At 67.7% G+C, this 26972-nt stretch carries 27 protein-coding genes; 13 read left to right on the top strand and 14 right to left on the bottom strand.

Annotated elements, in window-relative coordinates; genetic code table 11:
- Window positions 1-17: 17 nt before the first annotated feature.
- Complete coding sequence (locus tag ACFC4D_RS44260; protein ID WP_376072667.1) at window positions 18-1469, bottom strand: MFS transporter; 1452 nt, start codon at window positions 1467-1469, stop codon at window positions 18-20.
- Between the two features lie 111 nt (window positions 1470-1580).
- Here ACFC4D_RS44260 and ACFC4D_RS44255 point away from each other — a divergent pair, with 111 nt between their 5' ends.
- Both ACFC4D_RS44255 and ACFC4D_RS44250 read left to right on the top strand, forming a co-directional pair.
- Complete coding sequence (locus tag ACFC4D_RS44255) at window positions 1581-2192, top strand: TetR family transcriptional regulator (RefSeq protein WP_375963570.1); 612 nt, start codon at window positions 1581-1583, stop codon at window positions 2190-2192.
- Window positions 2193-2237: 45 nt separating this feature from the next.
- The gene (locus ACFC4D_RS44250; RefSeq protein ID WP_364646293.1) at window positions 2238-2558 is read left to right on the top strand and encodes a co-chaperone GroES; all 321 of its coding nucleotides are present in this window, start codon (window positions 2238-2240) and stop codon (window positions 2556-2558) included.
- Window positions 2559-2613: 55 nt separating this feature from the next.
- Here the strand turns inward: ACFC4D_RS44250 and ACFC4D_RS44245 are convergent, their stop codons facing one another.
- The 5 genes from ACFC4D_RS44245 to ACFC4D_RS44225 all read right to left on the bottom strand — a co-directional run bounded on the left by ACFC4D_RS44245 (window position 2614) and on the right by ACFC4D_RS44225 (window position 6980).
- A complete protein-coding gene (locus tag ACFC4D_RS44245; protein WP_375963573.1) occupies window positions 2614-3402 on the bottom strand; it encodes an SDR family oxidoreductase in 789 nt (262 codons plus the stop codon).
- Window positions 3403-3482: 80 nt separating this feature from the next.
- Window positions 3483-4058 carry a TetR/AcrR family transcriptional regulator gene (locus ACFC4D_RS44240; protein WP_376072664.1) on the bottom strand — a complete coding sequence of 192 codons (576 nt, stop codon included), beginning with the start codon at window positions 4056-4058 and terminating at the stop codon, window positions 3483-3485.
- A 61-nt stretch (window positions 4059-4119) separates the two neighbouring features.
- On the bottom strand, window positions 4120-5541 hold the full coding sequence (locus ACFC4D_RS44235) for an NAD(P)(+) transhydrogenase (Re/Si-specific) subunit beta (protein WP_376072661.1): 1422 nt from the start codon (window positions 5539-5541) through the stop codon (window positions 4120-4122).
- A gap of 3 nt (window positions 5542-5544) precedes the next feature.
- Entirely contained in the window at window positions 5545-5862 is a 318-nt protein-coding gene (locus ACFC4D_RS44230; RefSeq protein ID WP_153805792.1) for an NAD(P) transhydrogenase subunit alpha, read from the bottom strand.
- Window positions 5862-6980 (bottom strand): Re/Si-specific NAD(P)(+) transhydrogenase subunit alpha, encoded by a 1119-nt coding sequence (locus tag ACFC4D_RS44225; RefSeq protein ID WP_376072658.1) that lies wholly within the window; start codon window positions 6978-6980, stop codon window positions 5862-5864. The genes ACFC4D_RS44230 and ACFC4D_RS44225 overlap by 1 nt, the downstream gene beginning before the upstream one ends.
- Before the next feature lie 328 nt (window positions 6981-7308).
- Between ACFC4D_RS44225 and ACFC4D_RS44220 the strand changes: the two genes are divergently transcribed.
- Genes ACFC4D_RS44220 through ACFC4D_RS44210 form a run of 3 tightly spaced genes read left to right on the top strand, consistent with a single transcriptional unit; the run spans window position 7309 to window position 9218 of the window.
- Window positions 7309-7758: an HIT family protein gene (locus tag ACFC4D_RS44220; protein WP_376072655.1), complete on the top strand. Its 450-nt coding sequence runs from the start codon at window positions 7309-7311 to the stop codon at window positions 7756-7758.
- Window positions 7755-8573: a maleylpyruvate isomerase family mycothiol-dependent enzyme gene (locus ACFC4D_RS44215; RefSeq protein WP_376072652.1), complete on the top strand. Its 819-nt coding sequence runs from the start codon at window positions 7755-7757 to the stop codon at window positions 8571-8573. The genes ACFC4D_RS44220 and ACFC4D_RS44215 overlap by 4 nt, the downstream gene beginning before the upstream one ends.
- 6 nt (window positions 8574-8579) lie before the next feature.
- Window positions 8580-9218 carry a Type 1 glutamine amidotransferase-like domain-containing protein gene (locus tag ACFC4D_RS44210; RefSeq protein WP_376072649.1) on the top strand — a complete coding sequence of 213 codons (639 nt, stop codon included), beginning with the start codon at window positions 8580-8582 and terminating at the stop codon, window positions 9216-9218.
- Window positions 9219-9280: 62 nt separating this feature from the next.
- Here the strand turns inward: ACFC4D_RS44210 and ACFC4D_RS44205 are convergent, their stop codons facing one another.
- The gene (locus tag ACFC4D_RS44205; protein WP_376072645.1) at window positions 9281-10714 is read right to left on the bottom strand and encodes an MFS transporter; all 1434 of its coding nucleotides are present in this window, start codon (window positions 10712-10714) and stop codon (window positions 9281-9283) included.
- A 110-nt stretch (window positions 10715-10824) separates the two neighbouring features.
- Here ACFC4D_RS44205 and ACFC4D_RS44200 point away from each other — a divergent pair, with 110 nt between their 5' ends.
- Window positions 10825-11313, top strand: a complete 489-nt coding sequence (locus tag ACFC4D_RS44200) for a MarR family winged helix-turn-helix transcriptional regulator (protein ID WP_376072642.1) — start codon at window positions 10825-10827, stop codon at window positions 11311-11313.
- Between the two features lie 88 nt (window positions 11314-11401).
- Here ACFC4D_RS44200 and ACFC4D_RS44195 read toward each other — a convergent pair whose 3' ends face one another.
- Together ACFC4D_RS44195 and ACFC4D_RS44190 are read right to left on the bottom strand one after the other, a co-directional pair.
- A complete protein-coding gene (locus ACFC4D_RS44195; protein WP_376072639.1) occupies window positions 11402-12610 on the bottom strand; it encodes an MFS transporter in 1209 nt (402 codons plus the stop codon).
- A gap of 136 nt (window positions 12611-12746) precedes the next feature.
- Window positions 12747-13604, bottom strand: coding sequence for an NAD(P)H-binding protein (locus ACFC4D_RS44190; protein ID WP_376072636.1), 858 nt, complete (start codon window positions 13602-13604; stop codon window positions 12747-12749).
- A 74-nt stretch (window positions 13605-13678) separates the two neighbouring features.
- Here ACFC4D_RS44190 and ACFC4D_RS44185 point away from each other — a divergent pair, with 74 nt between their 5' ends.
- Together ACFC4D_RS44185 and ACFC4D_RS44180 are read left to right on the top strand one after the other, a co-directional pair.
- Window positions 13679-14635, top strand: a complete 957-nt coding sequence (locus tag ACFC4D_RS44185; protein ID WP_376072633.1) for a cupin domain-containing protein — start codon at window positions 13679-13681, stop codon at window positions 14633-14635.
- Between the two features lie 161 nt (window positions 14636-14796).
- Window positions 14797-15225: an acyl-CoA thioesterase gene (locus ACFC4D_RS44180; protein ID WP_375963953.1), complete on the top strand. Its 429-nt coding sequence runs from the start codon at window positions 14797-14799 to the stop codon at window positions 15223-15225.
- A gap of 8 nt (window positions 15226-15233) precedes the next feature.
- Here ACFC4D_RS44180 and ACFC4D_RS44175 read toward each other — a convergent pair whose 3' ends face one another.
- From ACFC4D_RS44175 to pdhA, 3 genes are read right to left on the bottom strand one after another with little or no spacing between them, the layout of a single operon-like run.
- On the bottom strand, window positions 15234-16658 hold the full coding sequence (locus ACFC4D_RS44175; RefSeq protein ID WP_376072630.1) for a dihydrolipoamide acetyltransferase family protein: 1425 nt from the start codon (window positions 16656-16658) through the stop codon (window positions 15234-15236).
- Window positions 16659-16705: 47 nt separating this feature from the next.
- A complete protein-coding gene (locus ACFC4D_RS44170; RefSeq protein ID WP_364646338.1) occupies window positions 16706-17689 on the bottom strand; it encodes an alpha-ketoacid dehydrogenase subunit beta in 984 nt (327 codons plus the stop codon).
- A complete protein-coding gene (pdhA, locus tag ACFC4D_RS44165) occupies window positions 17686-18765 on the bottom strand; it encodes a pyruvate dehydrogenase (acetyl-transferring) E1 component subunit alpha (protein ID WP_376072627.1) in 1080 nt (359 codons plus the stop codon). Before pdhA ends, ACFC4D_RS44170 begins: the two co-directional genes overlap by 4 nt.
- Before the next feature lie 180 nt (window positions 18766-18945).
- On the opposite strand from pdhA, the gene ACFC4D_RS44160 reads away from it, so the two are divergent.
- The 3 genes from ACFC4D_RS44160 to ACFC4D_RS44150 all read left to right on the top strand — a co-directional run bounded on the left by ACFC4D_RS44160 (window position 18946) and on the right by ACFC4D_RS44150 (window position 21609).
- Window positions 18946-19452 (top strand): Lrp/AsnC family transcriptional regulator, encoded by a 507-nt coding sequence (locus ACFC4D_RS44160; RefSeq protein WP_375963609.1) that lies wholly within the window; start codon window positions 18946-18948, stop codon window positions 19450-19452.
- 70 nt (window positions 19453-19522) lie between these two features.
- On the top strand, window positions 19523-20737 hold the full coding sequence (locus ACFC4D_RS44155; protein WP_376072624.1) for a benzoate/H(+) symporter BenE family transporter: 1215 nt from the start codon (window positions 19523-19525) through the stop codon (window positions 20735-20737).
- A 47-nt stretch (window positions 20738-20784) separates the two neighbouring features.
- Window positions 20785-21609: a sulfurtransferase gene (locus ACFC4D_RS44150; RefSeq protein ID WP_376072621.1), complete on the top strand. Its 825-nt coding sequence runs from the start codon at window positions 20785-20787 to the stop codon at window positions 21607-21609.
- A gap of 141 nt (window positions 21610-21750) precedes the next feature.
- Here ACFC4D_RS44150 and ACFC4D_RS44145 read toward each other — a convergent pair whose 3' ends face one another.
- Entirely contained in the window at window positions 21751-22461 is a 711-nt protein-coding gene (locus ACFC4D_RS44145) for an HNH endonuclease family protein (RefSeq protein WP_376072745.1), read from the bottom strand.
- A gap of 87 nt (window positions 22462-22548) precedes the next feature.
- Window positions 22549-22911: a hypothetical protein gene (locus tag ACFC4D_RS44140; RefSeq protein ID WP_364646350.1), complete on the bottom strand. Its 363-nt coding sequence runs from the start codon at window positions 22909-22911 to the stop codon at window positions 22549-22551.
- 308 nt (window positions 22912-23219) lie between these two features.
- Between ACFC4D_RS44140 and ACFC4D_RS44135 the strand changes: the two genes are divergently transcribed.
- Both ACFC4D_RS44135 and ACFC4D_RS44130 read left to right on the top strand, forming a co-directional pair.
- Window positions 23220-26204 (top strand): DEAD/DEAH box helicase, encoded by a 2985-nt coding sequence (locus tag ACFC4D_RS44135; protein ID WP_376072618.1) that lies wholly within the window; start codon window positions 23220-23222, stop codon window positions 26202-26204.
- Window positions 26201-26971 carry an SWIM zinc finger family protein gene (locus tag ACFC4D_RS44130; protein ID WP_376072615.1) on the top strand — a complete coding sequence of 257 codons (771 nt, stop codon included), beginning with the start codon at window positions 26201-26203 and terminating at the stop codon, window positions 26969-26971. The genes ACFC4D_RS44135 and ACFC4D_RS44130 overlap by 4 nt, the downstream gene beginning before the upstream one ends.
- Window position 26972 lies beyond the last annotated feature (1 nt).

Here is a 26972-nt window from a genome sequence, read left to right as displayed (position 1 = left end):
GACGAGGGAGCCGTCGCCTATCGGGTTGTGCTGCGCGGCAGTGTGAATGCGGCCCCGAGCACCACCGCTACGATCCCCAGTGCGGCCAGCGCCGCGATCTCCATGGCGTGTACGAAGCTGCCGAGATCATGTGCCCCGCCCAGCGCGCTGAAGAAGATGGTGCCGAGAACCGTTGCGCCGATGGCGTTTCCGAACTGCTGCGCGGTGGTCAGCACCCCCGCCGCCATTCCGGCCTGGTGTGCCGGAATCCCGGCGGACAGCACCGCGCCGATGGCCGATGGAATGGTCATCCCATTGCCGATGCCGACCAGCACCATGCCCGGAATCAAAGTCATTGCGGTGATGGATGATCCGTACCAGCCCAGCACGCCGACGGTGATCGCCAGCCCGGTGAAGCTGATGCCCGTGCCCAGCACCATCACCCGATTGCCGATCCGCTCGGCCACCTTGCGGGCGAACAAGGAACTGGTGGCGAAGGCGATTCCCAGGGGCGCGAAGGTGAGTCCGGCCGCGAGCGGTGACATGCCGAGCCCGTTCTGCAGCAGCAGCGTCAGGCAGAGCATGAATCCCGCGAAGAATGCCAGGTACCCGCCGGAGATCACCATGCCCGCCGCGAACACCCGCTCCCGGATGAGCGCGGTATCGAGCACCGGCTGTCCGCCGCGCCGAGTCAGCGCCGCCTCGTACCGCAGCGTCAGCAGCAGCACCGGCAGCGCCGCGGCCATGGACACCCAGGTCCACACCGGCCACCCTTCGGGCCGTCCCAGCGTGACCGGCACCAGCACCAGTGCGAGCGCCGCCGAGATCCCCAGCGCGCCAACCGGATCCAGCCGGGGCCGATGGGTCTGCTCATGCCGGGGCAGCCACCGCGCCGCCAGCAGCGCCGCGATCACCCCGATCGGCAGGTTGATGAAGAAGATGGTCCGCCACCCCCATCCGAACAGGTCGAGGTCGAGCAGTACCCCGCCCAGCACCTGCCCGGACACCGCGCCCAGTCCGACGGTCGCCCCGAACGCCGCCATCGCCTTGGCGCGTTCGGCGGGCGGGAACATGGTGTTGATCAGCGCCAGCATCTGCGGCACCATCGCGGCGGCCGTAATACCCTGCAGCACCCGGAATCCCACCAGGGACCAGGCACTCCAGGCGAGCCCGCACAGCAGCGAGGCGGCGGCGAACGCGAGCATCCCGATGACGAACATGCGCCGGTGCCCGTACAGATCACCGAACCGCCCGCCGGTGATGAGCCCGCTGGCGTAGGCGAACCCGTACCCGCCGACCACCAGTTCGAGCGCGGCTTCCCCCGCGTGCAGATCGTGCTGTAGCGATGACGCCGCCACATTGATGACGAAGTAGTCGAACATGGCCATGAACATGGCCGTGAGAATCACCGGCAGCACCCGCCACCGATTCGGGAACGGCCCGGGCGGTGCGGAAATGGCTGCGGTGGAACGGCTTTCGAGAATTGTCACGTCGTTCTCCCGAACGTGGAGCAAGGACCGAATCTGATAACCAACTGGTTAGTTGAAAGTAATCCCTCGCCCGCGACCCTGTCAACTACTTAGTTGGTTATCATTGATGCCATGGCAGCTGTCAGGGATCCCGAGGCGACGAAGGCGCGGATCTTCGCTGCCGCCACCGATGAGTTCGCCGCGCACGGCATCGCCGGGGCCCGGGTCGATCGGATCGCCCGCAATGCCAAGGCCAATAAACAGCTCATCTACGCCTACTTCGGCGATAAGGAACTGCTGTTCCGGCAGGTGCTGGAGAAGACCATGCTGGATGTCGCGGCCTCGGTCACCACCGATATCGAGGATCTGGACACCTGGATCGATCAGCATCTGGACTATCACCGCGAGCATCCCGAACTGCTGCGCCTGCTCATGTGGGAGGCGCTGGAGCTGGGCGCGGAGAACGCCTCGGCGGGTGAGCTGCGCTGCGGCCGCTATCTGGAGAAGCGCACCAAAGTCGAAGTGGCGCAGGAGAAGGGGCTGATCCGCAAGGATATGCCGTCCGGTCACGTCATCATGCTGCTGATGAGCATGATCAACTATCCGCTCGCGGTCCCGCAGGTCGCCGAGTTCTCGCTCGGTGAGCACAGCGATCCGGAGTTGGTGCGCAAGTGGACCAAGGACGCCATTCGCCGCGTGGTCGCCCCGCAACCGGATGCCGCCGGCCCCGACGCGAGCGCCTGACCGGTCGGTCCCGGCGCGGTCACCGCACCGCAGTACAGTGTCGCCGTGCCCGATCCCAAGCTCGAAATCCAAATGCTGCACGACCGCGTCATGGTCAAGCTCAACCAGGACGCGGGCGAGCGTCGCAGCAGCGGGGGCATTCTCATTCCGGCGACCGCCCAGGTGGCCAAGCGGCTGTCCTGGGGTGAGGTGTGCGGCGTCGGCTCACACGTGCGCGCCATCAAGGTCGGCGATCAGGTGCTCTTCAGCGCCGACGACCAGTACGAGGTCGAGATCCAGGCGCAGGCGTATTACGTACTGCGCGAACGCGATATCCACGCGGTCGCGAACGAGCAGGCCGAACACGGCACCGGCCTGTACCTCTGATCGAAGGCCGGAAACGGCAACGGCCCGTGCCGTTCCGGGACACGGGCCGGTGAGCTCAGAGCGTTTTCACCGTGCCGCCGTCGATGACGAAGTCCGCGCCCATGATGTTCCCGGCCTGTTCCGAGGCCAGGAACGTCACCAGCGCCGCCACCTCGCCGGGTTCGGAGATGCGCCCCGACGCGATGCCGAACTGCGTGGGGATCGCGTCCAGGAACTGTTCCTGCGCAATGCCGTTGGCCGCGGCCAGCTTGGCCCCGATATTGTCCGGTCCGCGCCAGATCCCGGTGCCGACCACACCCGGTGACACCGTATTGACCCGGACGCCGTGCGGCCCGAACTCCTCGCTGAGCCGTTTCCCGAATGCGGTCAGGGCGGATTTGGCCTCGCTGTAGCCGACCGGCCCGGCCGCCGGGAGTCGCGAGTTGATAGAGGATACGGTCACGATGGCCCCGCGCCGTTCGACAATGCTCGGCAGCGCCGCGCGGGTGGTGGCGACCACTCCGAACAGGTTGAGGTCGAACAGCTTTCGCCACTGCTCGACGGAAGTGTCGAGTACTCCGCCGAGTTCGAGCTGATCGCCGTCGCCGCCGCCGACATTGTTGATCAGGATATCGATCCCGCCGAGTTCGGCGAGGGCCGCGTCCACCGCCGAGGTCGCACCCGCGAGGGTGCTCAGGTCGGCGGAAATCGCTGCTTCCGCGACTTTTTCGAGTTCTGGGGTGATGGTGCGGGCAACGCCCGCGACCCGTGCGCCCGCCTCGGCCAGCGCTTCGGTGACGGCGAGTCCGATGCCCCGGCTGGCGCCGGTGACGAGGGCGGTCTTGCCGTGCAATCCGAGATCCATGAGATGCCTTTCTTGAACTTCAGGTCAAAAACTGGGACAGAAAAATACGGGTCGCTCGCGCGGCCCGTGATTCGGGTGGTTCAGAGGGTGATCAGTGCGGTCTCGATAATGCGATACAGCGTCGCGGCGTCCGCTGTCATAGCCGTAATACGCAGTCCCGCAACGGTGTTCTGGATGAACTCCGCGTACCCGCGCGGATCGATATCGGCCCGGACATCGCCATCGCGCCGCCCCTGGTCGATGCGGGCGGTGAGCACCTCGACCATATGTCGCTGGGCGGCGTCGACCGCGCGTGCGGCCCGCTCGTCCTGTCCGGCGAGCTCCAGGGTGGTGTTCGCGACCAGGCAGCCGCGCCGATTCCGCTGTGCGAGATCGGAATCCACCACGAAACGCAACCAGGCGTGGATCCGGTCCCGGGTACTTCCCGGCTGGTCGAGTATTTCGGTGATGAGCGCGGTTCCCTTTCGGGTGTAGAGCTCCAGCGCCCTGTCGAACAGTTCGCGCTTACTGCCGAAAGTGTTGTAGAGACTGCCTTTTCCGAGTCCGGTGGCCTCGGCGAGCTGTGCCGGTGAGGTATTGGCATAGCCGTTGGTCCAGAACGCCTCCATCGCGCGCTCCACCACGGTGTCCGCGTCGAAGTTGCGTGGCCGTCCCATGACATGAAAATACCCCGTTCTGTACCTTCAGGTCAAGAACGGGGTATTTCAGCGGGAAACCCTAGAGCGCCTTCAGTTCCTCGGTGACCGCACCGACGGACTTCTTGGCATCGCCGAACAGCATGGAGGTGGTGTCGGCGTAGAACAGCGGGTTGTCGATACCGGCGAAACCGGAGTTCATCGAGCGCTTGAGCACGATGACCGACTTGGCCTGATCGACGTTCAGCACCGGCATGCCGTAGATCGGCGAGGAGGCGTCCTCACGGGCGGCCGGGTTGGTGACATCGTTCGCGCCGATGACCAGGGCGACATCGGTACGGCCGAATTCGCCGTTGATATCGTCCATTTCCTTCATGGCGTCGTAGGAGACCTCGGCCTCGGCCAGCAGCACGTTCATATGGCCCGGCATACGACCGGCGACCGGGTGAATCGCGTACTTGACCTCGACGCCCTTGGCCTCGAGCAGCGCCGCCATCTCCTTGACCGCGTGCTGCGCCTGAGCGACGGCCATACCGTAGCCGGGCACCACGATGACCTGGTTGGCGTACGCCATCTGGATCGCGGCGTCCGCGGCGGAGGTGGCCTTGGCCTGCTTCTGCTCACCGTCGCCGGACGCGCCGGGAGCCGTTCCGCCGCCGCCGAATCCGCCCGCGACGATGGCCGGGATGGACCGGTTCATGGCCTTGGCCATCAGGTTGGTCAGAATGGTGCCGGACGCGCCGACGATCATGCCCGCCACGATCATGGCGGTGTTGTTCAGCGCCAAACCCGCTGCGGCGGCGGACAAACCGGTGAGCGCGTTGAGCAGCGAGATGACGACCGGCATATCCGCGCCGCCGATGGGCAGCACGACCATCAGGCCGAGAATGCCCGCGAGCACCAGCACCAGGATCATCCAGTACTGCGGCACACCGTCTTTGGTCGCGCCGATACCGATGACCACCGCGGCCGCGATGGCGCCCGCGAGCAGCAATAGGTTCAGCGGCTGCTGTAGCTTGCCGACGCTGATCGGCCTGCCGGACAACAGTTCCTGCAGTTTGGCGAACGCGATGACCGAGCCCCAGAACGACACCGAGCCGATGACCGCCGCGAACAGCGAGGCGATCACGATGTGAGCGGTCGGCTGCTCCCCGGCCGGGAAGTCCGAGAAGCCCTTGGTCTCCAGGAATTCCGCCCACGCGATGAGCGCCACGGTGCCACCGCCGACGCCGTTGAACGCGGCGACCAGCTGCGGCATGGCGGTCATCTTGGTGAAGCGCGCCGGGGGCACGCCCAGGCCGATGCCGACCACCAGACCGGCGATGATGATGATCCAGTTATTGGTGTCGCGAATGGAGATGAACGTCGCGATGACGGCGATGAGCATGCCGACCGCCGCGATCTGGTTGCCGCGCACCGCGGTCTTCGGGCCGGTGAGGCCCATCAGACCGTAGATGAACATCGCAAACGCGACGATGTAGAGAATATTGACCAGATTGTCCATGGCTTACTTGTCCGCCTTCTCTTGCGCAGCAGGCTTCTTGGCCTTGAACATGCCCAGCATGCGATCGGTCACGACGAACCCGCCGATGACGTTCAGCGTGCCGAACACGACCGCGACGAACAGGATGATCTGCATGAGCACCGACGGGTGCTCGATCTTGCCGAACACCACCAGCGCGCCAAGCACGACAATGCCGTGAATGGCATTGGTGCCGGACATGAGCGGGGTGTGCAGGGTGTTGGGCACCTTGGAGATGACGGCGAAGCCCACGAACCCGGACAGCACCAGGATCGCGATATTCGCGAGAAGTTCGGTGTACATCAGGCTTCCACCTCACGGGTGACGCAGGAATCGGCCAGCACCTGATCGGAGAAGTCGGGCGCGAGCGCACCGTCCTTCAGCATCAGTTCCAGCAGCGCCGAGATGTTCTTGGAGTACAGCTCGGACGCGTGCTCGGGCATGGTGGCCGGGAGGTTCAGCGGCGAGGCGATGGTGACGCCGTGGCGCACAACGGTTTTGCCGGGCTCGGTGAGCTCGCAGTTACCGCCGGTCTCACCCGCCATATCGATGATGACGCTGCCGGGCTTCATACCCTCGACCGCGGCGGCGGTGACCAGTCGCGGTGCGGGACGCCCGGGCACCAGCGCGGTGGTGACCACCACGTCGAAGCCCTTGATGGCGTTCTCCAGCGCGGTCTGCTGCTGTGCGCGTTCCGCATCGGAAAGCTCACGGGCGTAACCGCCTTCACCGGCGGCGTCGATTCCCAGATCGAGCCACTGCGCGCCGACCGAGCGGACCTGATCGGCGACCTCGGGCCGCACGTCGTATCCGGTGGTCCGGCCGCCGAGGCGCTTGGCCGTGGCCAGCGCCTGCAGTCCGGCGACGCCGACGCCGAGCACCAGTACGGTCGCGGGCTTCACGGTGCCCGCGGCGGTGGTGAGCATGGGGAAGAAGCGGGTGGACTCGGAGGCCGCCAGCAGCACGGCCTTATAACCGGCGACATTGGCCTGCGAGGAGAGCGCGTCCATCACCTGGGCGCGGGAGATGCGCGGAATCGCTTCCACCGCAAAGGCTTGCACGCCGGCGGCCTTGAGCGCGCCGATCTTGGTGTCGGCATTGCGGGGTGCGAGGAAGCCGATGAGCGTCTGACCACTCGAAAGCTTGGCGATCTCGGCGTCATTGGGGGGCGCGACCTTGACGACCACATCGGTGTTCCACGGATCGCCGATGGTGGCGCCCGCCTCGACGTAGGCTTCGTCAGGAATGAGCGCGCCCAGACCGGCACCGGATTCGACGATCACTTCCACGCCCTGCTTCAGCAGGGACGGAATGATCTTCGGCACCAATGCGACACGTCGTTCGTCCGCGTTGGTCTCGCGAACCACGCCGACACGCGCACCGCGGGGCGCAGCTGTCTGTGCGCTCTGCGTTGTGTCCACTTGTCAAACTTCCTTCTCGTGGTGAGCCCGGGCCACCCGGTACTTCCTGATGGGCCGTGTCACCGGTCCAAACGGTGGGCCGAACTTACTTGTGAGTAAGTTCGTGAGAATTCTCGCAACTGTACCTGCTTCGCGGTGAGCGTAGCGGAGATAGGCATCACATGGGGTCGCGGGAAAACTGGACAACTCCATGGTCGGCGGCGCTGCTACCGGCCACAAGAGCGCACGGCCCGGTGCGCTACCTACTGGTAGGTGTGTATCCAGGTGAACGGGCACGCGCCGCTCGCAGGGGTGTCGCGCATCACTTTTACGCCGTAATGTCTGCGAGGTGAGAGGCTGCGTATTCTGTCGGATCGTGTCGGGCGACGCGCCCGCGACCAAGATCTTCGAGGACGACATCCTCCTGGCGTTTCTCGATATCCGCCCGATCACCCGCGGCCATACGCTGGTGATCCCCAAAAGCCACGCCACCGACCTGGACGAGCTGAATCCGGCGCTCGGCGCGCAACTCTTCGCGGGCGGGCACCGGCTCGCCAAAGCCATGCGGCGCAGCGACTTTCCGGCCGACGGCGCGAACCTGCTGATCAACGACGGCAAGGCCGCCTTCCAGACCGTGCATCACGTGCACCTGCACGTGATCCCGCGCCAGACCGGCGACACCTTCACCTTCGCGAAGGGGTTCGTCCTGCGCCGCCCGCACGATATGGAACATACGGCCGCCGCCATTCGCATCGGACTGGACCGGCTCGCCGCCGAGGAAAGGGAAACCCACGCATGACCGACACGGTGCCGGACCAGCGCGCGATCATCGCCGCCCTGTCCGACCAGTGGGACCGGCTCACCCGGCTAGTGGACGGACTCCCCGAAGACCGCTGGCGGACGGCCTCGCCGCTGCCCGGCTGGACCGTGTTCGATGTGCTCGCGCATATCACCGGCACCGAATCGCTGCTGGCGGGGGAGCCGACCCCGGAACTGGAGGTCGATGGCGACCACATTCACAATGCGATCGGCGCGCTCAACGAGAAGTGGATCGCCTCGCTGCGACCGCTGTCCGGCGCTGAACTGCTGACGCGCTTCCACGAAGTGACGGCCGGAAGACTGAAGACGCTCGCGGGGCTCAGCCCGGAGGCATGGGCCGAGCCCGGGCCGTCCCCGGTGGGCATGACGCCCTACGGCCGGTTCATGCGCATCCGGGTCTTCGACTGCTGGATGCACACGCTGGATATCGCCGACGCGCTGGGTGTTTCGATCGACGAGGGCGGGACGCAGGCCGAAACCGCCTTCCCCGAAGTGATTTTCGGCCTCGGCCGCGCGGTGGTGAAGGGCGGAGGCGCTCCCGAGGGCGCGCGCGTCACCTTCGAACTCACCGGACCGGTGGCGCGCACCCTGCACGTCGCGGTGGTGGGCGGGCGCGCGAACCTCGTCGAAACCCTGGACGGTCCGGCCGATGTCGTGCTCACCCTGGATTCGGGACTGTTCGCGCGCCTGCGCGGCGGGCGCACGACGGCGGACGCGCACCTCGGCGAATTCACCATCGCCGGTGACACCGAACTCGGCAACCGCCTGGTTCGCGGCCTCACGTTCACCATCTGAGTTCCGGTGCGACTGTTCCTGTCCAGCTACCGATTCGGGGCGCACGCGAATCGGCTCCTCGACCTGACCGGCGAACCCGGCCGGGTCGCGGTGATAGCCAATGCCTGTGACGCCTGGCCCTCGGCCTGGCAGAGCGCGGTCACCAGCGATCTGGTTCCGCTGCGCCGCATGGGTTTCCAGCCCGAGGTGGTGGATCTGCGCGAATACATCGGCCGGGCCGAGGCGCTGGCGGACACCCTGTCCGGCTTCCCCGCGGTGTGGGTGCGCGGCGGCAACACCTTCGTCCTGCGCGCCCAATTCGCCCGCAGCGGAGCCGATCTCATCCTCACCCGGCTGCTCCAGGCCGACGCCCTGGTCTACGCGGGCTACAGCGCCGGAGCCTGCGTCATGACACCCGACCTGCACGGACTCGAATCCACCGACGACCCGGCCGAGGTGCGCACCGCCTGCGGTATCGAACCGCTCTGGGACGGTTTGGGTTTGGTCCCGCGCCGGATAGTCCCGCACCTGGACTCACCCACCGACCCCGAGGGCCACTCCCGCAAACTGGTCCGCGACTACCTCGCCGCGGGCACCCCGCACTGGGCGCTCACCGACGACCACGTCGTCGTAGTGGACGGCGAACGAACAGAAGTGCTCACTTAGAAAATGGTGAAAGCCGGTCGATCAGTGATCGACCGGCTTTCGAATGTTCTTGTCCTGACTGGTTACTCGCCGCCGTGGCGAATGCCGTGCACCACGGCGATGATCGCGGCCAGCGCGGCGGCGATACCGAGAATGGTGAAGCACAGCACGTACGCGCCCAGCGTCGGCACATGGGTATGCGCGATGACCTGCGAGGTCAGAATGGATCCGGTGATCGCGCCCGCCACGCTGCCGCCCGCGGTGCGCACCAGCGAGTTGATACCGCTGGCGATACCGCTCTCACTCATCGGCACATGCATCACCGCGAGGGTGCCCAGCGCCGCGTAACCGATACCGAATCCGGTGCCCTGCAGGATATTCGAGATCACCATCTGCCAGCCGTGATCATGGAACGCCGCGGTCCACAGCAGCGCCGCCGCCGCGAATCCCGAACCGATGGCGAGGGTGTACGCCGCGCCGATGCGGGCCGCGATACGCCCGGTGCGGAAGGAGAACAGCGTCATCAGCAGTGCGCTGGGCACACCGTAGAGACCGACGGCCAGCACCGATCCGGACAGGCCGTAGCCGACCTTGTCGGCCGGGGTCTGCACGAAATTCGAGACCAGCGTGAAGGATCCGAACAGCGCGGCGCCGAGCAGCAGCGAAATCAGGTTGGCGGTCAGCGATTTCGGCCCGACCAGCAGCGGCAACCGCACCAGCGGCTGACTCACCTTGAGCTCCACGAAGACCCACGCCACGGTCAGCGCGATGGCCGCGCCGAACAGTCCGAGCACGCTGCCCGAGGTCCAGCCCCAGCGCGGGCCCTCGCTGATGGCAAGCAGCAGTGTGACGAGCAATCCGGCCAGCAGTGCCGCGCCCGCGTAATCGGGGGAGCCGCCGTGCCGCACGCCGGTGTCCTTGGCGCTGAACTGAATCAGGATGGCCGCGACCACGCCGAGCGCCGCGGTGACCCAGAAGACCGGATGCGGGTTGGTGGTGTGGTCGGCGATGATGCCGGTCATCAGCATGCCGATGGTGCCACCGACGCCCATGGTGCCGGACACGATGCCGATGGCGGTGACCATCTTCTCCGGCGGGAAGGTATCGCGCAGAATGCCGATGGCCAGCGGGATCATGGCCGAGGCGGTGCCCTGCAAGGCGCGGCCGATGATGTAGACGCCGAGCGAGGTGGCGAAGGCGCAGACCACCGAACCGATGATCAGCAGTCCCATGGCGATCAGCACCATGCGCTTCTTGCCGTACATATCGCCGAAGCGGGACAGCAGGGGAGTGGCGACCGCGCCGGACAGCAGGGCGGCGGTGAACAGCCACTGGATGCCGGCGGCATTGGTGCCGAGCTGCACCATCATGTGCGGCAGCAGCGGGATGACCACCGTCTGCTGGAGCGAGACGACCAGACCGGCGGCGCCGAGCGCGAGCAAGGTGAGCCCGAGATGGGCCTTGGGGCGGTCGTCGGTGGTGGTTCCGGCGACCTGACCGACAGCGGTCGTAGTCATGCGGCAATCCTTCAGATTACTTACCAAAATTAAGTAAATGGGTTACGTAAGATAACCACATGCCGCCGCCGGAAGCCACATCCGTCCACCAAGTTGACGCAGCTCACATCGTGGAACTGGAAGGCGCGCTCGCCCGTGTCGCCTACCTGCTCACACGCGTCCGCCGCCACGATTACGCCATGGTCAAATGCGGTGTCACCATGGATCGGGCCAGCGTCCCGCTGCTGCGCGTGCTGGCCGACGCCGACGAACCCATGCGCCTCGGCGAACTCGCCACCCGCCTCGACGTCGAGGCCCCGCACGTGAGCCGCCAGATCCAGCGCCTGGAAAAAGCGGGCTACGTCGAACGCACCCCCGACCCCGCCGACGGCCGCGCCCAGCGCGTCCGCCCCACCCCCGAAGGCCGCCGCGCGGTCGACGCGGTCCGAGACGTGCTGCGCAACTGGATGGCCGAAGCCCTCGCCGACTGGTCCACCGAAGACCTCAAAGCCCTCGCGGTCCTGAACCACCGCATGGTCGACGGCTTCCTCTCCCACGCCGAACAGATCGGCGACCTCGGCGCCACCGCCCGCGAAGCCCGCGTCCCCCGCGCCGACTGACCGCCCCCGGCCACCCCGGCATAGTTGTGGCCGGGGATCCACACGCGCAGAGCCGCAACCCGATTCGACAGATGGCGTCCCCGCGGCGCTAGGTCCGCTCCCTCGTCCCCACGGCACCCGCGGCCCACGCGCAAGCGAGCAGTGCGACGAGTGGCACCACCATCGCGGTGGTCAGCGGCACCAGTTTGGTGAGCCAGCCGATGATCGCGGGTCCGGCGAGCAGGCCCATGTAGCCGAGGCCGAATACTCGGGACATGTCCGTGGCGGCGGTCGCAGAGCCCAAATTGCCTGCGGCCGTGAAGACCTGGGGCACCGCGCCCGAGAGGCCGATGCCCACCAGCGCCCAGCCGAACAGGGTGAGGGGCAGCCAGCCGGACAGGGCGATCAGGCCGAACCCGAAGGCCCCCAATACGGTTCCCCAGCGCACCACCGCGACGCGGCCGATCCTGCCGCTCACCCGATCGGCCACGAGACGGCCCGCGGTCATGGTTGTGGAGAACGCGCCATAGGCCAGTGCGGCCGTCCCGACGTCCACGCCGAGGCGATCGCGCAATTGCAGTGCGCTCCAATCCGCCGCCACGCCTTCGGCCATCAGCACGGCGAAGGCGATTATCCCGAGTACCAGCACTTTTCGTGAGATACCCGAACGCTTGGCGGTGGCGATCTCCGTGCCGGATACCCCGGGGTGATCGACTTCCGATGGCGGTGGCGCGGTCTGGTCCGGTTCGTGGGGGAGCAGGCGCGGGGTGCAGAGTGCCACGGCGGCCAGGCCGAGCGCGGCCGAGACCAGCAGGGTGGTGTGCACCGGCCAGCCCGCGCGCTGGGCGGCGGCTCCGGCCAGTGAGCCGAGCAGTCCGCCGAGGGAGAAGAAGGCGTGGAAGGCGGACATGATCGGGCGGGGGTAGGCGCGTTCGATATGAACGGCCTGGGCGTTCATCGAGACGTCCAGCATGCCCATGCCGATGCCGAAGAACGCCAGGGCGGCCGCGAGGGTGGCGGGGTTGGTGGCCAGTCCGGGCCCGATGAGGGCGAGTGAGAGCAGGGTGGCGGCGGTGGCGGTGAGGGTGCGGCTGCCGAAGCGGTCGGCCAGCGGTCCGGCGGCCTGCATGCCGATGATGGCGCAGCCCGCCATCAACAGGATGAGCATGCCCAGCAGACTGTGCGACACCCCGGTCCGTTCGGTGACGGCCGGGATATGCACGATCCACAGTGCCGAGAGCATGCCGTTCAGGCCAAAGACCACGAACAGGGCGATACGGGCGTTCCGGATCGGAGGAGCGGGCGTCGCGGCGGCCATCGGCACGACGCTACCTCTCAGGGCAGCTCCTCGTCAGCCACTGCCCTTCGCGGCTTCCTCGACGCTCCGGGCGGTGCTCCGAATTCGGTGTACTACAAGCTCTTTCACACCAATTGTAGGCCCCGCCACCGACAGATCAGGCATCCGCCGTGACCGACCACACACCGGAATTCGCCACGTCACGGGCGTAGTCCGCGAAATCGCGGGGTGCGCGCCCGAGTGCCCGGAACACCCCGTCGGTGGTCGCCGAATTGCGCCCGTCCAGCACCGTGCCGAACAGGTAGTCCAGCAGGCTCACCTCATCGCCCGGTACCCCGTAAGAGGTCAGGGACGCAACGAATTCCGCGCGGGACAGTGGGATGAACGCGATCTCGCGCCCGGTGGCCCGGGCGATCTCGGCGGTCGCCTCGGCGAAGGTCAGCGCGCGCGGACCGGTCAGCTCGTACACCTGCCCGGTATGCCCGTCGCAGGTCAGTGCTGCCACCGCCACCTCGGCGATATCCTCCGCGTCCACGAACGGTTCGGGCACATCCCCCGACGGCAGCGCCACCTCGCCGGCCAGAATGTAGTCCGCGAAGGCGCCCTCGCTGAAGTTCTGCGCGAAGAACGCGCACCGCACCACGGTCCATTCGAGTCCCGAATCCCGCACGATCGCTTCGCATTCCAGGGCTTCGGGCTCACCGCGTCCGGACAGCAGCACGATGCGCCGCACGCCCGCCGCGACCGCCTGCACGGTCAGCGCCTTGATATCGGCGGGTGCGCCGGGCACCGCCAGATCCGGTTGATAGGACAGGTACACCGTGCCGATTCCGGCCAGTGCGGGCGCCCAGGTGGCCCGGTCGGTCCAGTCGAACAGGATTGCGGCGGTGCGGGAGCCGATGCGCACCGGCACCCCCGATGCTGTCAAGCGGGCTGCCACCCGGCCGCCGGTCTTTCCGGTGCCGCCGAGGACCAGGATGGTGTTTGCGCTGTTCGCGGTGTCTTTGTTCGTCATGAGACAAGTACACCGAGAAACCGTGAGAGCGAACATGGTTGAGAAGCGCGCGAGCATTTGCCATCGTCTTAACCATGGATGCTCTGGCCAGCCTGCTCGAAGGACCACGTGCGCGGGCGGCTTTCGTCATGCGCACCTCATTCGACCCACCGTGGTCCCTGCGCATTCGCGACGAGTCCCCGCTGACGCTGGTGGCCATGGTGCGCGGCGGCGGCTGGATCATGCCGGATCCCAAGGGCGGCAAGCCGACTCCGCCGCGGCAGTTGCGCGCCGGCGATATCGCGCTGTTCCGCGGACCGGATCACTACACGCTGGCCGATGATCCCGGCACCGAACCGCAGGTGATCATCCACCCCGGTCAGACCACCACCACGCTGGGCGGTGAGGTGCTGTGCGAGACCCTGAGCCTGGGCGTGCGCAACTGGGGCAGCAGCGCCGACGCGCAGACCGTCATGATCACCGGCAGCTATGAGCAGGAGTCCGCCGCCAGCCGCCGACTATTGCGCGCGCTGCCGCCCATCGCCGTATTGGGTCGCGGCGAAGTGGATTCGCGGGTGCTGGATCTGCTGGTGGAGGAATCGGCGAAGGATCTGCCCGCCCAGGGCGCCATGCTGGACCGCCTGCTGGATCTGCTGCTGATCGCCACCCTGCGCGCCTGGTTCGCCCGCGCCGACGCCCCCGCCTGGTACCACGCCTACGGCGATCCCCTGGTCGGCAAGGCGCTGCGCCTCATGCAGCACAATCCCGCGCACGCCTGGACCGTGGCCTCCCTGGCCGCCGAGGTGGGCGTCTCCCGCGCCGCCCTGGCCCGCCGCTTCACCGAACTGGTCGGCGAACCCCCGATGGCCTTCCTCACCGACTGGCGACTGGCCCTGGCCGCGGACCTGCTGCACGAATCCGACGCCACCCTGGAATCCATCGCCCGCCGCGTCGGCTACGGCAGCGCCTTCGCCCTCAGCACCGCCTTCAAACGCCACCACGGCATCAGCCCCCGCGACCACCGCAACGCCCCCGACCAGCGCACGGCCTGAGACTGCGAGGAACATCCGCCCCGAGGTTCGAGTCCGTCTCGGTTCTGGACTGAGTGGAGCGGGGGAGCGCAGCGGAGGAGCGGAGGGAGGGAAGAACCGAGACTTCGGGGACTCGAACCCGCCCGGAGCGCAGCGGAGGGCAAGATAGCACCGTGAGCGATCTGGATTACCCGGTGCTGTGGCCGGTGCCGACCCGCTGGGCGGACAACGACCACTACGGCCACGTCAACAACGTGACGTATTACAGCTACTTCGATACGGCCGTGAACGCGTGGCTCATCCATGCCACCGGCACCGATATCCGCGACCTACCCGCCATCGGCGTGGTGGCGCAGACCTCCTGCACGTTCATCGGGTCGATCAGCTTCCCCGATCAACTGCTGGTCGGCATTCGCATTGCCCGCCTGGGCAATTCGAGCATCAACTACGACCTGGCCATCTTCCGCGACAACGGCGACTCCCTGGACCTGGCCGCCACCGGCACCTTCGTCCACGTCTACGTCGACGACGCGACGCGCAAACCGGTCCCGATCCCGCCGGTCATCCGCGCGGCGGCCGAACCCCTGGTGGTCACGGCCGCCGAACACTGATCCGCCGGTCAGACGCGGCCGAGCAGGGTGAGCGGATCCTCCAGCAGTGCGGCGACGCTGCTCAGGAATCGTGAGCCCTGTTCACCGTCGATGAGGCGGTGATCGAAGCTCAATCCCAGCGTGGTCACCCAGCGCACCGCGAGTTCGTCGCGGTGCACCCACGGGCGTTTGCGGATCGAGCCCAGGCACAGGATGGCGGCCTCGCCCGGATTCACCAGGGGTACACCGGTATCCACGCCGAACACGCCCACGTTGGTGATGGTGAACGTGCCCGAGGTGAGATCGGCCGGGGTGGCCGAACCGTCCCGGGCGGCGTGCGCGATATCGCCGATCTCCTGGCACAGATCCCGAAGGCTGTGTGAATGCGCGTCTTTCAGGTTCGGGACCAGCAGCCCGCGCTCGGTCGCGACCGCGATGCCGAGATTCACGTAGTGCTTGGTGACGATCTCCTGGTTCTCCTCGTCCCACGACGAGTTCAGCTCCGGGAACTCGCTGAGCGCCACCAGCAGCGCCTTCGCCACCAGCGCCAGCGGGGTCAGGCTCAGCCCGGCGAAGGTGGGGGTGGCGCGCAGATGATCCAGTAGTTCCATGGATCCGGTGAAATCGGTGGTGACGAAGGTGCTCGCCTGCGGAATATGCTGCGCGCTGGCCACCATGGCGGCGGCCGTGCGCTTGCGGATTCCGGCTATGGGCGTGCGGGTTTCGCGCTCACCGGCGATGCGCGGAGTCGCGGCTCCGGTGTGCATGGGCGGCACCGGCGGGGCGGTGTGAATCGGAATGTGTTCGCCCACACGACTGTCCGGGCGTGCACCGCGCAGATCGTCAACGGTGACAGCGCCTTCCGGCCCGCTGCCGGTGATCGCGCGCAGATCGGCTCCGATCTCGCGGGCGAGTTTGCGGGCCCCGGGTGTGGCGGCGGGTCGCCCGAGGTCGGTCCCGAAGGCCGAACCCGCCGTCGAATCACCGGCGGGCGCAGCGAGTTTCGCGGCGGCACTGCGCGCCCGCCGGGACACCGTCTCATTGTCCGGGCCGTAGCCGACCAGGACCGACTGTCGTTCGGCGGGTGCGGCCGAGTCCCGGGACGGCTCCTGGGTCATGGCATTCGCGTCCATCGCGTCCATCGCGGGCTGTGCGGCGGTCGCCGGGCTCCGGTAGAGCCGTTCGGCTCCGGCGTCCGCGTGCACCTGCTGTGCGGTGGCCGCGGCGGTGCCGATGCGGATGAGCGGCGCGCCCACCAGCACGGTGTCGCCGGGCTCCGCGAGCAGTTCCAGCACCGTCCCGGCGTAGGGACTGGGCAGTGCCACCTGAGCTTTCGCGGTTTCCACCTCGGCGATGACCTGGTTCAATTCCACCGTATCGCCGATTCGCACCGACCAGGACACCAATTCGGCGTCGGCCAATCCCTCACCGAGATCCGGCAAAGCGAATTCCATTACTTGACGCTGTTCTTCCACCGAGCTTCCTCCGAAGGCATGGACCGTTAGGCGGCGAGCGTGCGATCGACCGCGGCGAGAATGCGGTCGGGGTCGGGCAGGTGGTGCCGTTCGAGCTTAGCCGGGGGATAGGGGATGTCGAAGCCGCCGACCCGCAGGACGGGCGCTTCCAATTGATAGAAGCACTTTTCGGTGATGCGCGCGGCGATCTCGGCGCCGAGTCCGCCGAATACCGGTGCCTCATGGGCGATAATCAACCGACCGGTTTTACGCACCGACGTTTCAATGGTGTCGAAGTCGATCGGCGACAGACTGCGCAGATCGATCACCTCCAGCGAATGTCCTTCCGCCGCCGCGATATCGGCGGCCGTCAGCGCGGTGGCGACGGTGCCGCCGTAGGCGACCACGGTGGCGTCTTCGCCCTGCGTACAGACCCGCGCCCGATCCAGCGCGAGCCCGCCGCCCTGATCGAGCAGGTCGAAATCCACCTCGGCCCTATCCCAATACCGCCGCTTCGGTTCGAAGAAGATGATCGGATCGTCGAGCGCGACCGCCTGCCGCATCATGAGATACGCGTCCGCCGGATTACTCGGCGATACCACACGCAACCCCGCGGTATGCGTGAAATACGCTTCCGGCGATTCCGAATGGTGCTCCACCGCGCCGATCCCGCCGCCGAACGGAATGCGAATGGTGATGGGCGCGACCACTTTCCCCTTGGTCCGATAGTGGATCTTCGCGACCTGGCAGACGATTTGATCGAACGCCGGATACACGAATCCGTCGAACTGAATTTCACACACCGGCCGCAGCCCGCGCAGCGCCATTCCGAAAGCGGTTCCGATGATGCCGGATTCGGCCAGCGGGGTATCGATGACGCGATTGTTCCCGAAATCCTTCTGCAGTGTGTCGGTCACCCGGAACACCCCGCCGAGGCGTCCGATGTCCTCACCCATGAGGATCACCTTGGGATCGTCCTCCAGCGCCCGTCGCAGTCCGAGATTGATGGCGCCCGCGAATGTCGTCTTCATGGCCGGACTCCTTCCAGATAGGCGGCGTACTCGCCGCGTTCGGCCTCGATCAGGCGGTGCGGGGTGGCGTAGACGTGATCGAAGAGTTCCATCGGATCCGGATCGGCCATGGCCAGGGTCGCGCTGCGCAGCCGGGCGGCGACCTCGTCGGATTTGACCGCCGCCTCCTGCTCGAAATCGCTGTCCCACAGGCCCTCCCGCTCCAGCAGCCGCCGCAGCCGGTCGATCGGATCGCGCTGCCGCCACAGTTCGAGTTCGGCGGCGGTGCGATACCGGGTGGGATCGTCGGAGGTGGTGTGCGGTCCCATGCGATAGGTGATGGCCTCGATGAATGTCGGCCCGCCGCCGCTGCGGGCGCGGGCCAGTGCCTGCCGGGTCACCGCCAGCACGGCGAGCGCGTCATTGCCGTCCACCTGCACGCTGGGAATCCCGTATCCGACCGCGCGCTGTGCGATCGGCGTCGCGCTCTGCACCCGCACCGGCGCGCTGATGGCCCAGTGATTGTTCTGGCAGAAGAACACGACGGGCGCACTCCAGGAGGCGGCGAAACCGAGCGCCTCGGCGATATCGCCCTGACTGGTGGCCCCGTCGCCGAAATAGGCGATGGTCGCGATCTCCGCGCCCTCCAGATGGGCGGCGTAGGCGTAACCGGTGGCGTGCAAGCCCTGCGCGCCGACCACGATCGCCGGATTGGTCATCCTGTATTCGTCGGCGTCCCAGCAGGAATGCGCGATACCGCGCCACAGCGGGGTGATCTGTTCGGGCGGTACGCCGCGGCAGTACGCGACCCCGGCCTCGCGATAGGAGCAGAACACGTAATCGTCGGGGAGCAGCGCGTGCGCCGAACCGATCTGCGCGGCCTCCTGGCCCAGCAGCGGCGGCCACAGGCCGAGTTGGCCCTGCCGCTGCAATGCCGTCGCCTCGGTGTCGATCCGGCGGGCCACGACCATATCGAGGTACATGGCCCGCAATCGGTCGCGACCGACGTCCTCGACCAGCGCGGAGTGCGCGCGATCGAATACGCGGCGGCCGTCGGGCTGGACGAGCTGCACCGGGTAGGTGTTCTTGTCGGGCATGGGTATCGCCTCCTCGAAACACCGGGTACACCGTTATCGCCGTGGGATTGTGTCCCGTGAGCAACGATGTGTGTCCTGTATCACCCAGCATCCTCCATCGAGCTATCTGCGCAAGTATTGCGGGCGAAACTGTGCAGAATGCTCGGTCAACGCGGTATCCGGCGTGTCATACTGCCTTGCATGTCCAGTAGGGAGCCTTTGACCGGGTCATTGGACGCCACCGACGCCCGGCTATTGCTGGAACTGGTGGCCAACCCGCGCGCCACCGGCGTGGAATTGGCTGCGCGACTGGGGCTTTCCCGCAATACCGTGCAGGCCAGACTGGCGCGCTGGGAGGCGAACGGGGTGCTGGCAAGCGTCGAGCGGCGGGTACAGCCCCGCGCCCTCGGCTATCCGCTGGCAGCCTTCGTCGCGGTGGTGGTGGATCAACATCGACTCGATGACGTGGTGGCCGAATTATCGGAGATTCCCGAGGTCACCGAGGTGTGCGGAATGACCGGTCCGACCGACCTGACCGTGCGCGTGGTGGCGCAGGACGCCGACGATCTGTACCGGATCGCCGGGGCCATATTGAAGATCCCGGGTGTGGAACGCACCAATATGGCGCTCATCATGCGTTCCCTGGTCGGCCCGCGCACCGCACCCCTGCTCGACCGCCTCGCCGGTGACGGCCCGCCGGAGCTCTAGCCCGAATTTCAGTCCAGTTTCGGTGGATTGGCTGGTGACCCGGGGTCCACTGGACCGGGACCATGAGCCGATGAGCACCACCGCCGCCACCGAGCCGCCCGTCATCGCAGATCCACCCGAGGCGGGGCTCGGCCAGCCCATCGGCGCGGGCATCGTCACCGCGCTGGTCGGTTTCACCAGCTCGTTCGCGGTGGTGCTGGCAGGGCTCAATGCCATGGGAGCGACTGCGGCACAGGCGGCTTCGGGGCTGCTCGCGGTATCGGTGACCATGGCCGTCGGCATTCTGGTGCTCAGCCTGCGCTATCGGATGCCGATCACACTGGCCTGGTCCACGCCCGGCGCGGCGCTGCTCGCCAGCACCGGGGCGGTGTCCGGCGGGTGGGCGGCGGCGGTGGGCGCGTTCGCGGTGGCCGGACTGCTCATCGTGCTGACCGGATTCTGGCAGCGGCTCGGTGCGCTGATCGCGGCCATTCCGGTGGAGATCGCACAGGCCATGCTCGCCGGGGTGCTGCTGCCGCTGTGCCTGGCACCGGTGAAGGCGCTGCCCGTCAGCCCGGCCGTGGTGGTGCCGGTCATCGCCACCTGGCTGATTCTGCAGAAGTTCGCGGCGCGCTGGGCGGTGCTCGCCGCCTTCGCGGTGGCGGCGATCGGCGCGAGCATCGATATCGCGGTCACGCATCGCAGTCTGGCGTGGTCGCAGATGGCCCCGCGCATCGAATTGACCATGCCGCACTGGAGTTTTCCCGCGCTGATCGGTGTGGCGATCCCGCTGTACGTGGTCACCATGGCCGCGCAGAACATTCCCGGCACCGCCGTCATGAGCTCGTTCGGCTACCGGGTGCCGTGGCGTTCGGCCATGACGGTCACCGGGCTGGGCACCATGCTCGGCGCGGTGGCGGGTGGCCACGCCATCAATCTGGCCGCCATCAGTGCCGCCCTGGCCGCCGCCCCCTCGGCCCATCCGGATCCCAAGCGCCGCTGGATCGCCGCCACCACCGCGGGTATCACTTACCTACTGCTGGCCCTGGCCTCCAGCGCCCTGGTGATCTTCATCGCCGCCGCCCCGAAGGGCGTGCTGGAAACCGTTGCGGGCCTTGCCCTCATCGCCACCCTGGCCGCCGCCCTCACCGCCGCCCTGAACTCCGCCGAGCACCGCACCTCCTCCACCCTCACCTTCCTGGTAGCCGCCTCCGGCGTCACCCTGCTCGGCATCGGCGCGGCCTTCTGGGCCCTGGTGGCCGGACTCCTGGTCCGCTGGCTCCTGCGCCCCCGCCCCGCGCAGTAAGGTGGGGCCGTCTGGTTCCGGCGTGGATTCTGCGAAGAGGAGTTGGGTTGAGCGCGGTGCTGATTTCGGCCGAGGAGCTGCGGGAGCGGCTCGCCGACGGGGATTCGACGGTGCGGCTGCTGGATGTGCGGTGGGCACTGGGTGATCCCGATGGGCCGCAGCACTATTTGGACGGGCATATTCCGGGCGCGGTCTTCGTCGACCTGGAAACCGAACTCGCCGATCCGCCCTCGCCCGCCAAGGGCCGCCACCCCATGCCCGAACTCGCGCACCTCCAGAAATGCGCCCGCAGTTGGGGTCTGCGCACCGGTGACACGGTCATCGTCTACGACGCGACCGGCGGTATGGCGGCCGCGCGCGCCTGGTGGCTGCTGCGCTGGGCCGGGCTCGCCGACGTCCGCATTCTCGACGGCGGCCTGCCCGCGTGGGAACGCGCCGGGGGCAAGGTGGTCGCGGGCGAGGAAGCCGCTCCCGAACCCGGCGATGTGGCCTTGACCCCGGGCGGTATGCCAGTCATCGACGCCGATGCCGCGGCCGACTGGTCCGGCCTGCTGCTCGATGCCCGCGCGGGTGAGCGCTACCGCGGCGAGGTCGAGCCCATCGACCCGCGCGCGGGCCATATTCCGGGCGCGGTCAGCGGCCCCACCGCCGAAAACCTCACCGCCGACGGCACTTTCAAATCCGCCGGCGAATTGCGTTCGCGTTTCACCGAACTCGGCTCCGGCCCGGTCGCGGTCTACTGCGGTTCCGGCGTCACCGCCGCCCACCAGGTCGCCGCCCTCGCGGTGGCGGGCATCGACGCCGCCCTCTACCCCGGCTCCTGGTCGCAATGGTCCAACGATCCGAAGCGCCCCGTCGCCACCGGCAGCTGATCCGGCATACGAAGCTCGGCCGCCCATCGTGACGGGCCACGTTCGCCGCCGCGGGGGCATCCGCTGCGGCCGCAGGGGTGGATGCGGCTCTCGACTCATCCGAAAACCGCTCGGCGGCAAGGATATTCGCCACCGCGGGGTTCAGGGGCAGTTCTTCGCGATCCGGCGCAGGGCCTTCTGATCGCCGTTGGTGAGCGGTAGGTCGTATTCCAGCGCGACGGTGAGGTATTTGCCCGCGTAGAAGCAGTGGTTGGCGCGGGCGGGCGGCAGCCAGTCGGCGGGGGTGCGATCGCCCTTGTCCTGGTTGGCTTTTCCGTCAACGGCGAGCAGTTCCAGGTCGAGATCATTGGCGAAGCGCATGCGGCGCTCCAGGGTCCAGCCGGAGGCCCCCAGATCCCACGCCGCTGCCAACGGGAAGACATGGTCGATCTGCACGGCCTTGGCATCGCCCTTGTCGAAGACGATGTGCGTGCCCGTATACGGATCGTCGAGGGTGCCGCCAACCACCACGCACGATTTGCCGCCGGGGCGGAAGGCCGCGCCCGAGAGCTGGCGGGCGAGCACGTTATTGCGGGTATCGCAGCCGTCGCGCCCACCCGGACCGTCCTGCGCATCGCTCCACGCGGGCCCGAACACGCAGCGCTGCCCGGATTTACAGCCCCGGTCGTAACCGCCCGGGCGCACCCGCGCGGGCACGGTGCGCACCCGATCCAGCATGGTTTCGAGGTAGGCGCGCGCGGGACTGCCCGGCGCGGGTGCGACCGGCGGGCTGATCACCTCGCACCCGGTGGTGCTCAGCACGACGATCGCGGCGCCGAGCGTCGCGAGCACTATCCGAAATGCCGACCCGATGGACCGCACATCCCAGATTTACCGCAGCGCGCCGGGGCAGTCGCGCAACCACGCGACTTCGCACCCCGGCGCGCCGGAGAAATCGGGTTACAACCAGGCGTGCGCGAGCAGATCGTCCGCCGCGGTCTCGGTCAATTGGGGTGGGAACCGCATGGCGGCAATGGATTCGGCATTGATCCCGTCATGGCCGATGAGCCAGGAGCCGCCGCGCTCTTCGCATTCGGCGATCTTGGCGAAGGTGGTGAGTAGAAATGTGATGGCGTCGCGCGCCTCGGGTGTGCGCGCCAGCCGCTGGGATTCTCCCGGCCGGGACAGATCGAGCCACACCCCCGCCTGTCCGTCCAGGCGCATGTCCACGATTTTGGTCGTGTCCACGAACGTGAATTTGCGTCGTTCCCACGGCGTTGTCGGCGTGAAGGACTGCTCTAGCACTTGGAGCAGAATCGTCATCTTCACGGCCTCCCTCGGTATCGAAAGTGCCACGGCTCCGGATTGAGTCGCGGTTATCAGGGTGCGTCCCCGCCCGGCTGTGAAGCGCGCATGACAAACATCGCAGCCATTGCGCACAGCCGACCCCGCCATATGCGGTGACCAGGGGTTATTCCAGTATGTCCCGGTTCGCGGCAGAAATAAAGACCCGGTAGGGGTCGTGATTCGCGAGATTACGAATCGAACCCTCGGTAACCGCTCCGTGCCCCGGATCACGGTCTCGAGCAGGGCGGCACGGATCTGTCGGCGGGGACTGGTTGGATGGTCGGATGCTGCACGGACTGTGGACGCCGGGATCGGGCTTGGTGCTGTGGCACGACCCCGATCGGGATGCCGTCGACGCCGCCGCACTGCCCGATCCGCTCGGCCGGATCGTGGGGGCCGCGAAATTCCGGCATCGGGCCACGGTGCTGGTGCGCGGTGCGTACGGACAGGAGAAGGCTCAGGTCAAAGCGCATGCGCTGGCTCCCGAGGCGGCCGCGAGCGTGCTGTTGCAGCACCTCCCGGACGGGTTGATCTCGGCCGAGCTGCGCTATCTCGGCCATATCGCGCGCGGTATCGACCGCTGGGTGCGGGCGGGCCGCATCGTGCCCGAGGTGCGCCGCGACGACGGCGAGTGGTGGGTGCGCTGGCGGCTGGTCGGGGGCCAGCGGCAGCGCGCCTGGCTGGCCGAACTCGCCGTCGCCATGCCACCGGCCCTTCAGGTCGCGGGCCGCCCGGCCGAACTGCTGGACAATCTCACCGCCGAGCTCACCGACCCGATCACCCGGCTGCACCTGATGCCGAAGGTGCCGGACGGATTCGGTGAAATCGATACGCGCGGTGCGGAAATGGACGCTGCGGCCCGGGCGCGGCAGACGCTGCCGGAGGCGTGGGCGGAGCTGGCGACCGCCGATCGGCAGCCGGGGTTCACCATCGCCGATGACAATGAGTTTCCCGAACCGCGATCGCATGAGCTGGTGACTTCGCTGCTGAAAGCCGTTCCGCTGGAGAGCGGTTCGCATCGGGTGGCGGCGGTGCTGGAGGATTGGCGCACGAGTTTGACGGCGGGGGAGCCGGAGTTGGTGCTGCGCCTGCTCGAGCCCGATGGTGAGGACGCGGCCGAGCCGGGGGCGCTGTGGCGGCTCGAGGTGTGCCTGCGCGGGGAGGGGGAAGCGCCGCAACCCGTGCTGCTGCCCGGTGATCCGCATCTGGTGCGGCTGGCGGGGGAGAAGCTGGCGGCGGCCAAGGCGGCGTATCCGCGGCTGCGGGATCTGCCCGGCGACGGCCGCAGCATGGATATGTTCCTGCCCACCGAGGTGGTCATGGATCTGGTCGCGCACGGGGCGAATGTATTGCAGGGCACCGGGATTCGCCTGATGCTGCCGCGCTCGTGGCGGATCGCCGCGCCCACCCTGCGGTTGCGGGTGCAGAGTCCGCCCGCCTCGGAAAGCGCGGTCGGATTGAACGGCCTGGTGTCGTTCCGCTGGGAACTGGCGCTGGGTGACACCACGCTCTCGCAGGCCGAGATGGCGCGCCTGGTGCAGGCCAAATCGGATCTGGTGCAGCTGCGCGGGGAGTGGGTGCAGGCCGATCACCGCATGCTGGCGGCGGCCGCGGACTATGTCGCGGGCCGCACCGACGCCACCGAGACAACGGCGGGCGCGCTCTTCGCCGAACTCGCCGCGCATCCGGCGATCGGCGTCCCGATCGAACCGGTGTCCGCGACCGGTTGGGCCGCACAGCTTTTCGATGCCGAACGCAGTGACGAACCGGTCCCGGACCCGATCGGGCTGAAAGCTCAGCTGCGCCCGTATCAGCAGCGCGGCCTGGCCTGGCTCGCCACCATGAGCCGCCTCGGCTGCGGTGCGATCCTGGCTGACGATATGGGCCTCGGAAAGACCGTTCAGGTGCTGGCGCTGCTCGTGCATGAGCTCGAAATGGCGACGGCGACAACCGAATCCGGAGAGTCGACGCGCGTCGGTCCGACATTGCTGGTGTGCCCGATGTCGGTGGTGGGCAACTGGCAGCGAGAGGCGGAGCGGTTCGCGCCTGACCTGCGGGTGCTGGTGCACCACGGCCCGGGGCGGCGCTCCGGGGCGGAATTCGATGCGGCGGTGGCCGATTCGGATCTGGTGGTGACCACGTACGCGCTGCTGGCGCGCGATGTGGAGGAATTGAAGCGGCAGCCGTGGGCGCGCACGGTGCTCGATGAGGCGCAGCACATCAAGAACGCCGGGACCAGGCAGGCGCGCGCGGCGCGGCTGGTGCCCGCGCGACATCGGCTGGCGCTCACCGGAACCCCGGTGGAGAACCGGCTCGAGGAGCTGCGCTCGATCATGGATTTCGTGAATCCGAAGCTGCTGGGCAAGCCTGCGGATTTCCACGCGCGGTTCGCGGTGCCGATCGAGCGGGAGCGCGACGAGCTCGCGGTGAGCCGACTGCGCGCGCTCACCTCACCTTTCGTGCTGCGCCGGGTGAAGACCGATCCGGCGGTCATCTCGGATCTGCCCGATAAGATCGAGATCACCATGCGCGCCAACCTCACCGTGGAACAGGCGGCGCTGTATCAGGCGGTGCTGGACGATATGTCCGCGAAACTGAAGGCCGCCAAGGGCATGGAGCGCAAGGGTGCGGTGCTGGCCGCGCTGACCCGGCTCAAACAGGTCTGCAATCATCCCGCGCACTATCTGCGCGACGGCTCGGCGGTGCTGCGCCGCGGCCATCACCGTTCCGGGAAATTGGCGCTGGTGGAGGACATTCTGGAATCGGTCATCGCGGACGGTGAGAAGGCGCTGCTGTTCACCCAATTCGCCGAATACGGCGATCTGGTCGGCCCCTATCTGTCCGAGCGGTTCGGTGTGGAGGTCCCGTTCCTGCACGGCGGGGCGAGCAAACAGCGCCGCGACGATATGGTCACCCGCTTCCAGGAGGATCCGGACGGCCCCCCGCTCATGCTGCTCTCGCTCAAGGCGGGTGGCACCGGCCTGAACCTGACCGCCGCCAATCACGTTGTGCACCTGGACCGCTGGTGGAATCCGGCGGTGGAGAACCAGGCCACCGACCGTGCCTTCCGGATCGGCCAGCGCCGGGATGTGCAGGTGCGCAAGCTGGTCTGCGTGGACACCATCGAGGAGCGGGTCGACGATATGTTGCAGGGCAAGCGCCAGCTCGCCGATCTGACCGTCGGCGCGGGCGAGAAGTGGATCACCGAACTCGGCGATGACGAATTGCGCGCGCTGTTCGCGCTCGGCGCGGAGGCGGTGGGCGAATGAACACCTATATCGATGTCGGTGAGTTCGGCGAGCGCCGCCCCGTCGAGGGCGGCGTCTCCTCGCGCAGCCGTCGCGGCGCGGCCTTCGCCCGCACCTGGTGGGGCCGTTCGTTTTTGCAGGCCATCGAGGATGTCGCCGATCCCGGCCGGCTCACCCGGGGCCGCTCGTACGCGCGTACCGGCCAGGTGATCAGCTACCACCTGGAGCCCGGCGCGGTCGCCGCCGAGGTGCAGGGCAGTCAGCCGCGCCCGTTCATCTCGGTGCTGACCCTGCGCCAGCTCCGAGATGAGCGCCTGCGCGAACTCGTCGACCTGGTGCGCGCCACCCCCGGCATGCTCGGTGAGATCGCCTCCGGCTCCCTGCCCAAATCCCTGGGCCCGCTGCTGCTTCCGAATACCGCCCCGGAATTGGATTTCTCCTGCACCTGCCCCGATGTGGGCTGGCCGTGCAAGCATGTGGCGGCCATCTGCTACGTCATCGCCGAACGCCTCGACGAGACGCCGCGGGATCTGCTCACCCTGCGCGGCGTCGAACTCGACGATCTCATCGGCAGCGTGCAGCAGGACGGCAATCCGGCCGATGCGGCCGACCTGTACGGCGAGGACATTCGCCTGCCCGCCCTCCCGAAACCCGAATTCCACCCGGCCCCGGCGGATCTCGACGCGGTCCTGCTCCGCCGCGCCCTGCGCATGACGGCGGAGGACGAGCGCAGCGCCGAGATCGGCTACCGGCACCTGCGCACGCTGTACTCCCTGCTGGAGCCCTGAG

Origin of the sequence: Nocardia sp. NPDC056000 (assembly GCF_042269265.1) — a bacterium.
Lineage (GTDB): Bacteria > Actinomycetota > Actinomycetes > Mycobacteriales > Mycobacteriaceae > Nocardia.
Note: the sequence above shows the minus strand (reverse complement) of the source record. Positions and strands in the feature narration are given on the sequence as shown.

What these genes read in the sequence shown, in the direction of transcription:
- ACFC4D_RS44255 (WP_375963570.1), top strand. Translation starts at nt 1,581, where the DNA reads ATGGCAGCTGTCAGGGATCCCGAGGCGACGAAGGCGCGGATCTTCGCT.
- ACFC4D_RS44245 (WP_375963573.1), bottom strand. Translation starts at nt 3,402, where the DNA reads ATGGATCTCGGATTGCACGGCAAGACCGCCCTCGTCACCGGCGCCAGC.
- ACFC4D_RS44240 (WP_376072664.1), bottom strand. Translation starts at nt 4,058, where the DNA reads ATGGGACGGCCACGCAACTTCGACGCGGACACCGTGGTGGAGCGCGCG.
- ACFC4D_RS44235 (WP_376072661.1), bottom strand. Translation starts at nt 5,541, where the DNA reads ATGGACAATCTGGTCAATATTCTCTACATCGTCGCGTTTGCGATGTTC.
- ACFC4D_RS44230 (WP_153805792.1), bottom strand. Translation starts at nt 5,862, where the DNA reads ATGTACACCGAACTTCTCGCGAATATCGCGATCCTGGTGCTGTCCGGG.
- ACFC4D_RS44215 (WP_376072652.1), top strand. Translation starts at nt 7,755, where the DNA reads ATGACCGACACGGTGCCGGACCAGCGCGCGATCATCGCCGCCCTGTCC.
- ACFC4D_RS44205 (WP_376072645.1), bottom strand. Translation starts at nt 10,714, where the DNA reads ATGACTACGACCGCTGTCGGTCAGGTCGCCGGAACCACCACCGACGAC.
- ACFC4D_RS44195 (WP_376072639.1), bottom strand. Translation starts at nt 12,610, where the DNA reads ATGGCCGCCGCGACGCCCGCTCCTCCGATCCGGAACGCCCGTATCGCC.
- ACFC4D_RS44190 (WP_376072636.1), bottom strand. Translation starts at nt 13,604, where the DNA reads ATGACGAACAAAGACACCGCGAACAGCGCAAACACCATCCTGGTCCTC.
- ACFC4D_RS44185 (WP_376072633.1), top strand. Translation starts at nt 13,679, where the DNA reads ATGGATGCTCTGGCCAGCCTGCTCGAAGGACCACGTGCGCGGGCGGCT.
- ACFC4D_RS44175 (WP_376072630.1), bottom strand. Translation starts at nt 16,658, where the DNA reads ATGGAATTCGCTTTGCCGGATCTCGGTGAGGGATTGGCCGACGCCGAA.
- ACFC4D_RS44170 (WP_364646338.1), bottom strand. Translation starts at nt 17,689, where the DNA reads ATGAAGACGACATTCGCGGGCGCCATCAATCTCGGACTGCGACGGGCG.
- pdhA (WP_376072627.1), bottom strand. Translation starts at nt 18,765, where the DNA reads ATGCCCGACAAGAACACCTACCCGGTGCAGCTCGTCCAGCCCGACGGC.
- ACFC4D_RS44160 (WP_375963609.1), top strand. Translation starts at nt 18,946, where the DNA reads ATGTCCAGTAGGGAGCCTTTGACCGGGTCATTGGACGCCACCGACGCC.
- ACFC4D_RS44155 (WP_376072624.1), top strand. Translation starts at nt 19,523, where the DNA reads ATGAGCACCACCGCCGCCACCGAGCCGCCCGTCATCGCAGATCCACCC.
- ACFC4D_RS44140 (WP_364646350.1), bottom strand. Translation starts at nt 22,911, where the DNA reads ATGACGATTCTGCTCCAAGTGCTAGAGCAGTCCTTCACGCCGACAACG.
- ACFC4D_RS44135 (WP_376072618.1), top strand. Translation starts at nt 23,220, where the DNA reads ATGCTGCACGGACTGTGGACGCCGGGATCGGGCTTGGTGCTGTGGCAC.
- ACFC4D_RS44130 (WP_376072615.1), top strand. Translation starts at nt 26,201, where the DNA reads ATGAACACCTATATCGATGTCGGTGAGTTCGGCGAGCGCCGCCCCGTC.